Origin of the sequence: Streptomyces sp. NPDC056948, assembly GCF_042674225.1 — a bacterium.
In the GTDB taxonomy this organism is placed as follows: Bacteria; Actinomycetota; Actinomycetes; order Streptomycetales; family Streptomycetaceae; genus Streptomyces; species Streptomyces purpurascens.
Genome location: NZ_JBHUQX010000361.1, coordinates 1 through 9,871, shown reverse-complemented (window position 1 = coordinate 9,871; position 9,871 = coordinate 1). Strand labels below are relative to the sequence as shown.

The following is a 9,871-nucleotide window of genomic DNA, read 5'->3' as shown; positions in this document are numbered from 1 at the left end:
CGTGTACGAAGATCCCGTGACCTGGACCGCCGAACCGGTGCGGCCGCGGTGGCAGTTGGCCCTGCGGTTCGCGGGGAGCGTGGTGTGGTTCCCGGTGGTGTGTGTGCTGTGGGTGGCGGTGGCGGCGGTGCTCTTCGTCGTCGCGATGTTCGCCGAGGTGATCACGGCTTTCAGCAGCACCCTCGAACGCCGCTTCATCGAAGCCGCGGGCGGGACGGTTCTGCGCGTCGGGCGCCTGGCCTCCTGGTGCGTGTCCTGGCCGGAGCTCCGCCATGAGGGTGACGCCGACTTCTACAAGAAGCGCGTGGACAAGGCGGTCGCGAAGTGGACCGCCCGGGCCTCGGCCCCGGCCGAGCGACAGAAGCCACGACCGCCCGTGGAGTGTGCGATACCCATGCGGAAATACCGCGGTGTCGGCGGGTGGTACGTCGCCGAGGTGGCGCTCGTACAGGGATGGGAGCTGCGGCCCACGGACGTGGGCAAGGAGGTGCGGCTGTGGTGGTCGGCCGCGTCACGGGCCGACTGAGTTCGCCCCCCTGGACTTGCCCGACCATGTGAAGGTTGGTGAAGATCTTGGGGTGACCTTGACAAGACCCACGCCAGGAGTGGCCGACAGCGGCGGGCCCGTACGGCGCACCGGTGCGGTGCGGGCCGTCGCCGTCCTGGTCCTGGTGGCCCTGGCCGCGCTGATCCCGCTGCTCGGCCCGTCCACCGCGCTGCACGGCACCGGGGAGGCCGGCGCGCCCGGGGCCGGCGGCATCGCCCTGCTGCGCACGGTGCTGTTCGCGGCGCTGTGCGTACCGGTCGGCGAGCTGTTCGTGAACCGGCTGGCGCATTCCGTGCCGGGCACGGAGAGAGCCACCGGCCACCCGTTGGCCGTGCCCCGCAGTTGGTCGCCTCTCGCCGCCGCCGTCGGTTTCGTCGCCGCCCTGGGGCTCGCCTCGGTCGTGGCCACGGGGAATCTCGTCCCGGACGGCCTGTCGGACATGGACGTCGGCGGGCTCCACGCGTCCCGGGACGGCAAGCTCGCCCTGCTCGAGGTCAACGCGTTCCTGGTGGCCGGGCTGTGTGCCGTGTCGCGCCGGCCGGCCAGGCAGGTGTGGCCGCTGGCCGCCGTGGTCGTCGCGGAGGCGCTGCGCGCGCACCCCCCGACCGAGCAGAACCCGCTGACCGGCTCCGGGCTGACGCTCGTCCACCTGACCTGCGCGGCGCTGTGGGTGGGCGGTCTGCTGCACGCGCTGCGGACCCTGCGCCTGTGGCACGGCCGGTACGACACGGGGGCGGGCGCGGCCCTGCTGGGCCTCTACGCGCGCGTGGCGGCCGTGCTGCTCGCCGCCATCACCGCGACGGGTGTGTGGAGTTCGCTGCGCCGGATGCCGCCGGGGACGATCGTGGAGCAGCTGACGGCCACGGCGTACGGGCGTGCCCTGCTCGCCAAGGTGCTGCTCGTGGCCGCCGTCGCCGCCCTCGCCCTGTGGGCCCGGAGCCGGCTGCGCCGGGCGGCCGATCCGCTGAGCGCCTGTGCGCCGGCGCGGGCGGAGGTCGTCGCGCTGGGCCTGGTGGTCGCGGTGTCCGGACTGCTGACGGCCCTTCCGGTCCCCATCCGCTGGTGAGCCTCAGACGGCCCGCATCTCGCCGTACGTCGCGGCCGGTGCCCTGCGCGCGTTGAGCACCCCCAGCGTGCCGCCGGCCAGCAGGGCCTGCGCGGCGATGTACGTGAGCATGATCCAGAAGTCCGGCCGGGGAAGCTGCGGCCAGTCGGCGACGCCGGTCGCGATGAGCATGTCGGAGAGCAGGAACAGCGCACCGCCCAGTCCGGCGAGGAGGCCGAGCCGGGTGACCGACCCGTACGCCATGGCCGTGAGCAGGAGGCTGTACCCGGCGACGGGCACGCGCAGGTCCGCGGGCAGGTCCGGCCACAGCAGCGCGACGGTCGTGACGAGGGCGGTGCCGTAGCCGAGGGCGAGGAGGCCCGCACGCGCGCGTGGGACCGCGTTCCGGCTGCCGTACGTCCTGAAGAGGCCGAGGTAGCAGACATGGCCCGCGGCGAAGGAGCCCATGCCCGCGAGGAAGGCCGGCTCGGCGTCGGACAGCAACAGGACGTCCCCGCCCCAGCCGAAGAGCAGGGCGGCCAGGAGCAGCCGAGGCGCCCGGCGCAGGGCGGCCCACAGGGCCAGGAGCGGCATCAGCAGGGGCTTGGCCACCGTGTGCCCGGCGTCGAAGCCGGCCGCGAGGGAGACGAGGTCGACGGCGGCGGCGAGACCGAAGGCGGCGAGGAGGAGGCGGGAGGGGGTCACGCCGACGTGCTCTCACCGGCGTGGGTCGGAGCCGCCGCGGGGTCCGGAGGAGCAGCCGTGGCCGTAGCCGTAGCCGTAGCCGTAGCCGTAGCCGTAGCCGTAGCCGTAGCAAGGGTCGCCGTCGGGGCAGGAGCGGGTGCGGAGGCCGGCGTGGGCCCCCAGCCCGGTCCCCGGAACACGCGTCCCGCTCGCTCGCGCCAACTGTGCGCCGCCTTCAGGTCCTTCGCGATGGACACGTATTCGTGCGTGGCCACCTTCAGCAGGTTGTACGTGCCGATGTTCTTCGTCAGTCCGTACACGGGCCGTTCGGTCTCGGCGGTGAACGATCCGAACAGCCGGTCCCAGACGATGAGGATGCCGCCGAAGTTGCGGTCGAGGTAACCGCCCTGGGAGGCGTGGTGGACGCGGTGGTGCGAGGGGGTGTTGAAGACGAACTCGAACCAGCGGGGCATCTTGTCGATCCGCTCGGTGTGGATCCAGAACTGGTAGACGAGGTTCGCGGAGGAGCAGAACGCGAGCGCGGCGGGGTGCACGCCGGCGGCTATGAGGGGGACGTAGAACGGCCACACGGTCAGGGACGTCCAGGGCTGGCGCAGCGCGGTGGTGAAGTTGAACTTCCGGCTGGAGTGGTGGACGACGTGGCAGGCCCACAGGACGCGGATGACGTGGTGGCCGCGGTGGGACCAGTAGTAGAAGAAGTCCTGCCCGAGCAGCAGCAGCGGGACGGTCCACCACAGGACGGGCACGCGCAGGGGCGTGAGTTCGTAGAGGGCCGTGTAGAGGGCGACGATCGGGATCTTCCAGAGGAAGTCGAAGACGAGACTGCCGAGGCCCATGCCGACGCTCGTGGCGGCGTCCTTCGCCTCGTAGCCCTCCGCGTCCTCGTCGGGATGGAGGCGGTAGCTCACCATTTCGACCACGGTGAGCAGCACAAAGGCGGGGATCGACCACAGCACGACATCGGGCAGGTTCGGCATGCAAGCACCGTAGGACCGCCGTCCTGCCCCGACTAGACGTTGTTACCCACAAGTATTACCGACGGTACGCGCTTGCTTCTTGGTGATCTCCGCCAATCGGAGTGCCATCGGTGTGACTGAGTGTCGGACAGACGTACGCCTCGCGAACGGACAGACCGGACAACACGCCTGAGGGAGTATCGGAAGGGCCGGGTGCGCGCACCTGGCGGGCGGTGATGTCAGTCGTGGCCCGTATCCTCAGGGACCATGCTCGATGACCTCACGACCGCAGTGCCCTCTCCCACGTCATGGCCGGCCGCGTATCCCCAGGGGTACGCGGTTGTTGACGTGGAGACCACAGGTCTGGCCCGGGACGATCGCATCATCTCCGCGGCCGTCTACCGGCTCGACGCGCGCGGCGAGGTCGAGGACCACTGGTACTCGACGGTCAACCCGGAGCGCGACCCCGGCCCCGTGTGGATCCACGGGCTGACGAGCGAGGCACTCGAGGGCGCTCCCCTCTTCCAGGACATCGCCGAGGAGTTCACGACCCGGCTCGAGGGGCGGGTGCTCGTCGCGCACAACGCCGTCTTCGACTGGCAGATGATCGCCCGGGAGTACGCGCGGGCGCAGCGCGAGGCACCGGTGCGGCAGCGGCTGTGCACCATCGCGCTCTCCAAGGAACTCGGGCTCCCGCTGCCCAACCACAAGCTGGAGTCCCTCGCCGCGCACTTCGGCGTCGTCCAGCAGCGGGCGCACCACGCGCTGGACGACGCGCGCGTGCTGGCCGAGGCGTTCCGGCCCAGCCTCAGGGCCGCGGCGGCGAACGGCGTACGGCTGCCGCTGCTGGAGTGCCGGCCGCTGACCGAGTGGTCGGACCGTCCCGCGCCCCGCATCGGACAGCAGGCGGGCTACGGCGGTTACCGGCCCACCAGTTGGCGCCCGGCCCGGAAGCGGCCCGCCTGCCCCTACCCCAACCCGGGGCGCTACGAGGCGGGCGGGCGGCTCAAGCAGGGCATGCGGGTCGCCTTCTCGGGTGACACCTCGGTGGAGCGCGATCTGCTGGAGGACCGCGCGACCGAGGCCGGGCTGCATGTGGCCACCAGCCTGTCCCGGCTGACCAGCCTGCTCGTCACGAACGACCCGGACTCGGGCACGTCCAAGGTGGTCAAGGCCCGGCAGTTCGGCACGCCGGTCGTGGACGAGGCGGCGTTCGGGCAGCTCCTCGCGGATGTGGAGCCGGCGTCGCAGGGGTGACCGTTTACGGAGCGGCGCCGGAGGGCGACCGTACGGACGGGTGATTGGGGGGCGACTCGCCCGGCACCCGCTCGCCCGGGCCGGGATGACGGCTCACCCTGTGGCGCATGGCGACCTGTGAGGTATGTGGCAATCAGTACGGAATGACCTTCGAGGTGCACGCGCAGGGCGCGGTGCACGTCTTCGACTGCTTCTCCTGCGCGATCCACCGCATGGCACCCATCTGCGAGCACTGCCGTGTACAGATCATCGGCCAGGGCGTGGAGGTCGAGGGCCACTGGTACTGCGGCGCGCACTGCGCACGCGCGGAGGGAAAGGCGGGAATTGTCGACAAGGTGTGAAACCGTACCCGCCTGATCGCACCCCACGACCGAGTTGTACGGTCGTGGGGTGTACCGCTTCCTGATGTCCCGGCAGTGGGTGATCCTCACACTGATCGCCCTGCTTCTCATCCCCACGATGATCAGGCTGGGCATTTGGCAGATGCATCGCTACGAGGAGCGCACCGCCCGGAACCAGCTCGTCACGGACGCGCTGGCGGCCGACCCGGTGCCCGTGGAGAAGCTGACCGGGCCCGGGCACACCGTCACCAGCGCCGAGCGGTACCGCACCGTGACCGCGAAGGGTCACTTCGACACGGAGGACGAGGTCGTCGTCCGCCGCCGCACCAACTCCGACGACGAGGTCGGCTACCACGTCCTGACCCCGTTCGTCCTCGACGACGGCAAGGTCCTGCTGGTCAACCGGGGCTGGATCCCCTCCGACGGCCCGAGCCAGACCGCGTTCCCGAAGGTTCCCGCACCGCCGGCCGGCGAGGTCACCGTCACGGGGCGGCTGATGCCCGACGAGACGACCGCGGCGAGCGGCATCAAGAACCTCGAAGGGCTGCCGGACCGGCAGATCATGCTGATCAACAGCGAGCAGGAGGCACGGCGCCTGGACGTCCAGGCGCTCGGCGGCTACATCGCCCAGACGGCACCCGAGCCCAAGGGCGACACCCCCGAGCTCCTCGGCAATCCGGGCAAGGAGGACGCCGCGCTGAACTACGCCTACGCCTTCCAGTGGTGGCTGTTCGCCGCTGCCGTACCGGTCGGCTGGGTGGTCCTGGCCCGCCGCGAGGCCCGGGACCGGGCCCAGGCGGCGGCCGAGGACACCGACGCGACGGAGGCGGAGCCGGCGGCCGTGTGACCTCCGGCGGCCGGCCGCCCCACGGTCCGCGTCAACAGCCGCCCGCAGGCCGCGTCAGCAGCAGCGTCCCTGCCGGCACTCCTCCCGGTGCGACCGGTTGAGCACCTCCGTCAGCTCCCGCACGTACCAGCGCACCGCCCGCGCCCAGCGCACCACCCTCACGTCCGGGCTCCCGCCACCGGCCGACCGGCCTGCTCCGGCACCTCGATCCGGGACTCGGTGTACGGCGCCTCGCTGATCGGCTGGGAACCCGGGTTCCGGACCGCCCGTACGCACACCACCGCCGCGTTCACGAGCACCACGGCGACCAGCAGCAGGAACAGCGCGATCAGTACGCCGTCGACCGTGGAGTTGGTGACGACGGTCTGCATGTCGGCCGGGCTCTTGGCCGGTGGCAGGATCTGGTCGGCGTCGAGGGCGTCGGCGTAGCGGCCACGCTGGGCGAAGAAGCCCACCTTCGGGTCGTCCGAGAAGATCTTCTGCCAGCCGGCGGTGAAGGTGATGGCGACGACCCAGGCGAGCGGGACACCGGTGACCCAGGCCCAGCGCAGCTTCCCGGACTTGATCAGGACCGTGGTGCAGACGGCCAGGGCGATCGCGGCGAGGAGCTGGTTCGCGATGCCGAAGAGCGGGAAGAGCTGGTTGATTCCGCCGAGCGGGTCGGTGGCACCGGTGTACAGGAAGTAGCCCCAGGCCGCGACGACCAGGGCGCTGCACAGCCAGATGCCCGGCTTCCAGTTGACCCGGCCGGCCGGCTTCCACACGTTGCCGAGCATGTCCTGGAGCATGAAGCGGCCGACCCGGGTGCCCGCGTCCACGGTCGTCAGGATGAACAGCGCCTCGAACATGATCGCGAAGTGGTACCAGAAGGCCTTCATCGCGGTGCCGCCGATGACCCCGGAGAAGATCTCCGACATGCCGACGGCCAGTGTCGGTGCCCCGCCGGAGCGGGCGATCAGCGTCTGTTCCTCCACGGCCTTGGCGGCCTGGGTGAGCTGGTCGGGGGTGATCGTGAAGCCGAGGCCGGCGACCGCGTGGGACGCCGACTCGGCCGTCGTGCCGAGCAGGGCCGCCGGGGCGTTCATGGCGTAGTACAGGCCCGGCTCCAGGGTCGCGGCCGCGATCAGCGCCATGATCGCGACGAACGACTCCATGAGCATGGCGCCGTAGCCGATCATCCGGACCTGGGACTCCTTCTGGATCAGCTTCGGTGTGGTGCCGGAGGCGACCAGGGCGTGGAAGCCGGACAGCGCGCCGCAGGCGATGGTGATGAAGAGGAAGGGGAAGAGCGCGCCCGCGAAGACGGGCCCGGCGCCCGAGGAGGCGAAGTCGCTCACCGCGTCCGCGCGCAGCACCGGGGCGGCGACCACCACGCCCACCGCGAGCAGCGCGATCGTGCCGATCTTCATGAAGGTGGAGAGGTAGTCGCGCGGCGCGAGCAGCATCCACACCGGCAGCACGGAGGCGACGAAGCCGTAGCCGACCAGGCAGAACACGAGGGTCGTGGGGCTCAGGGTGAAGGCGGAGGCCAGCGAGGACTGCTGGATCCAGCTACCGCCGACGATGGCGAGCAGCAGCAGCGCGACGCCGATCAGGCTGGTCTCGACGACCCGGCCCGGGCGGATGACGTGCAGCCAGAAGCCCATGAACAGGGCGATGGGGATGGTCATCGCGACGGAGAAGGTGCCCCACGGGGAGTGGGCGAGGGCGTTGACGACGACCAGGGCCAGCACACCCAGCAGGATGATCATGATGGCGAACACGGCGATCAGGGCGGCGGCCCCGCCCCACCGGCCGATCTCGTCCCGGGCCAGCTGCCCGAGCGACTTGCCGTCCCGCCGCATGGACAGGAACAGCACGACCATGTCCTGCACCGCGCCCGCGAAGATCACGCCTGCGACGATCCACAGCGTCCCGGGCAGATAGCCCATCTGCGCCGCGAGCACCGGCCCCACCAGCGGTCCGGCGCCGGCGATCGCGGCGAAGTGGTGGCCGAGCAGCACCCGGCGGTCGGTGGGGTGGAAGTCGACGCCGTCCTCGAGGCGCTCGGCGGGCGTGGCCCGGCTGTCGTCGGGCCGGAGCACCCGCCGGGCGACGAAGCGGGAGTAGAAGCGGTAGGCGATGGCGTACGAGCCGAGGGCCGCGACGACCAGCCAGACCGCCGAGATCTCCTCGCCCCGGGCAAGGGCGAGGACGCCCCAGGCGATCGCGCCGAGCAGGGAGACGACGGTCCAGAGCAGGAGGGACCGAGGGGGTATTCGCCGCTTTTCGGGCGCTGGCCGACCGGATTCGGGCATGACTGATACGGGCATGGCGGCTCCTCACCGTGGCGGTGGTGTGCGACAGGACCTGCGCGGGGGCCGGTGCGGGGGCGCTTCCCTGACCTGCGCACCTCTCCCGCTCGCTGTCGGTCTGTGCAAGAGTTGCGCACCCGCCGGAAGTGGATGACACGGCGTTCCCAGAAGATTTCCCGCCGGTTTCCTGTCCTCCGGACGGGCCGTCCGCGCAACTCTCGCGCAAGGGCACAGGCACACCAAGGACGGTGACCCATGGCTGACGGCGCCATGACCGCGACGTTTCTCGCCGTGATCGGCGGGGCGTCGCTGCTCGCGGTCACCGCGCGGCGGCTGCGTCCGGTGGACCGGCTGCCCTCCCTGGAGGGCTGGGCGCTGGCCGACCGCAGCCTGGGCCCCGGCTGGACCTGGCTGCTGCTCGGCGGCACGATCTTCACCGCGTACACCTTCACCGCCGTGCCCGGTCTTGCGTACGGCAACGGCGCGCCCGCCTTCTTCGCGGTGCCGTACACGGTGATCGTCTGCCCGCTCGCCTTCGTGCTGCTCAGCCGCCTGTGGAGCGTGGCGGCCCGGCACGGCTACATCACCGCCGCCGATTTCGTACGGGGCCGGTACGGGTCGCCACCGCTGGCCCTGGTGGTCGCGCTGACCGGGATCCTCGCGACGATGCCGTACCTGGCGCTGCAACTGATCGGCATCCGGGCGGTGCTGACGGCCGGGGGCGTCCATCCGCGGGGCGTGGCCGGGGATCTGGTGCTGGTGGCGCTGTTCGCGGGGCTCGCGGTGGCCACGTACCGGCACGGGCTGCGCGCGCCCACGGTCATCTCGGCGCTGAAGGCGGTGGCCGTGTTCGTCTCGCTGACCGCCGTGACCTGGCTGGTCCTCGAACGGTTCGGCGGCCCCGGCCCGGTCTTCGACGGCGCCGCGGCGCGGCTGGGCGACCCGGCGCTGCACCTGTCCCCCGCCCAGCAGCCCGCCTACGCCACCCTCGCCCTGGGCTCCGCCCTCGCCCTGCTGATGTACCCGCATGTGCTCACCGCCGGTTTCGCCGCCGACGGGCCGCGCACCCTGCGCAAGGTCTCGGTGGCGCTGCCGGCCTGGACCGGGCTGCTCGCGCTGTTCGGGTTCCTCGGCTTCGCCGCCCTCGCGGCAGGGGTGCGGGCGCCGCGCGGTGGCGCCGAGGCGGCCGTGCCGATGCTGGTCGACCGGCTGATGCCGGCGCCGCTGGCCGGGCTGGTGTTCGCCGCGATCGCCGTGGGGGCGCTCGTCCCGGCCGCGGTGATGTCGATCGCCGCCGCGACGAGCTTCGTCCGCAACATCTACGTCGAGTACGTCCAGCCGACGGCCACGCCCAAACGCCAGGTGCGCATCGCCAAGGCGGTGTCGGTGACCGCGAAGGTGGGCGCCGTGGCGTTCGTGTTCGGGCTGCGCGACCAGGACGCCATCAACCTCCAGCTGCTCGGCGGCGTGTGGATCCTGCAGATCTTCCCGGCCGTCGCCGTCGGGCTGTTCACCGGGCGGCTGCATCCGCGGGCGCTGCTCGCCGGGTGGGCCGTGGGCATGGCGTCGGGGACGTACCTGGTGGTGCGCGAGGGGTTCTCCTCGATCGTGCCGCTCGGCACCGGCGCCGGACCGCTGGAGATCTACGCCGGGCTCGCGGCGCTGCTGCTCAATCTGGCCGTCGCGGTGGCCGGCACCGCGGTGCTGACTCGTCTGGGCGTCCCGCGCGGCGCCGACTCGACCGACCTGCCGTCCCGCCTGACCGTCCGGCGACGCCCGGAGACCGGAGCGAACAACCCGTGAGACGCAGAGAGAACTCCCCCATGGCGGCGCCGGCCGTGCCGGCGCCCGCCGCCGTGCCCCTGCCCCCCGCGGCCCC

General features: G+C 71.9%; 9 protein-coding genes. 6 read left to right on the top strand and 3 right to left on the bottom strand.

Annotated elements, in window-relative coordinates:
* Position 1: 1 nt before the first annotated feature.
* The gene (locus tag ACFTZL_RS34170) at positions 2-526 is read left to right on the top strand and encodes a hypothetical protein (protein WP_382590946.1); all 525 of its coding nucleotides are present in this window, start codon (positions 2-4) and stop codon (positions 524-526) included.
* Between the two features lie 52 nt (positions 527-578).
* On the top strand, positions 579-1,613 hold the full coding sequence (locus ACFTZL_RS34165; protein WP_382590943.1) for a CopD family protein: 1,035 nt from the start codon (positions 579-581) through the stop codon (positions 1,611-1,613).
* A 3-nt stretch (positions 1,614-1,616) separates the two neighbouring features.
* Here ACFTZL_RS34165 and ACFTZL_RS34160 read toward each other — a convergent pair whose 3' ends face one another.
* Positions 1,617-2,297, bottom strand: a complete 681-nt coding sequence (locus tag ACFTZL_RS34160) for a lysoplasmalogenase (RefSeq protein WP_382590940.1) — start codon at positions 2,295-2,297, stop codon at positions 1,617-1,619.
* Positions 2,294-3,274, bottom strand: coding sequence for a sterol desaturase family protein (locus tag ACFTZL_RS34155; RefSeq protein ID WP_382590937.1), 981 nt, complete (start codon positions 3,272-3,274; stop codon positions 2,294-2,296). Before ACFTZL_RS34155 ends, ACFTZL_RS34160 begins: the two co-directional genes overlap by 4 nt.
* A 246-nt stretch (positions 3,275-3,520) precedes the next feature.
* Between ACFTZL_RS34155 and ACFTZL_RS34150 the strand changes: the two genes are divergently transcribed.
* The 3 genes from ACFTZL_RS34150 to ACFTZL_RS34140 all read left to right on the top strand — a co-directional run bounded on the left by ACFTZL_RS34150 (position 3,521) and on the right by ACFTZL_RS34140 (position 5,698).
* Positions 3,521-4,510 (top strand): DEDDh family exonuclease, encoded by a 990-nt coding sequence (locus ACFTZL_RS34150; RefSeq protein ID WP_382590934.1) that lies wholly within the window; start codon positions 3,521-3,523, stop codon positions 4,508-4,510.
* 107 nt (positions 4,511-4,617) lie between these two features.
* Positions 4,618-4,851, top strand: a complete 234-nt coding sequence (locus ACFTZL_RS34145) for a hypothetical protein (RefSeq protein ID WP_078615365.1) — start codon at positions 4,618-4,620, stop codon at positions 4,849-4,851.
* 49 nt (positions 4,852-4,900) lie between these two features.
* Positions 4,901-5,698: an SURF1 family protein gene (locus ACFTZL_RS34140; protein ID WP_382590931.1), complete on the top strand. Its 798-nt coding sequence runs from the start codon at positions 4,901-4,903 to the stop codon at positions 5,696-5,698.
* Positions 5,699-5,856: 158 nt separating this feature from the next.
* Here ACFTZL_RS34140 and ACFTZL_RS34135 read toward each other — a convergent pair whose 3' ends face one another.
* Entirely contained in the window at positions 5,857-8,010 is a 2,154-nt protein-coding gene (locus ACFTZL_RS34135) for a carbon starvation CstA family protein (RefSeq protein WP_382590928.1), read from the bottom strand.
* Positions 8,011-8,247: 237 nt separating this feature from the next.
* Between ACFTZL_RS34135 and ACFTZL_RS34130 the strand changes: the two genes are divergently transcribed.
* Positions 8,248-9,795, top strand: coding sequence for a sodium:solute symporter (locus ACFTZL_RS34130; RefSeq protein WP_382590925.1), 1,548 nt, complete (start codon positions 8,248-8,250; stop codon positions 9,793-9,795).
* Positions 9,796-9,871: the final 76 nt, after the last annotated feature.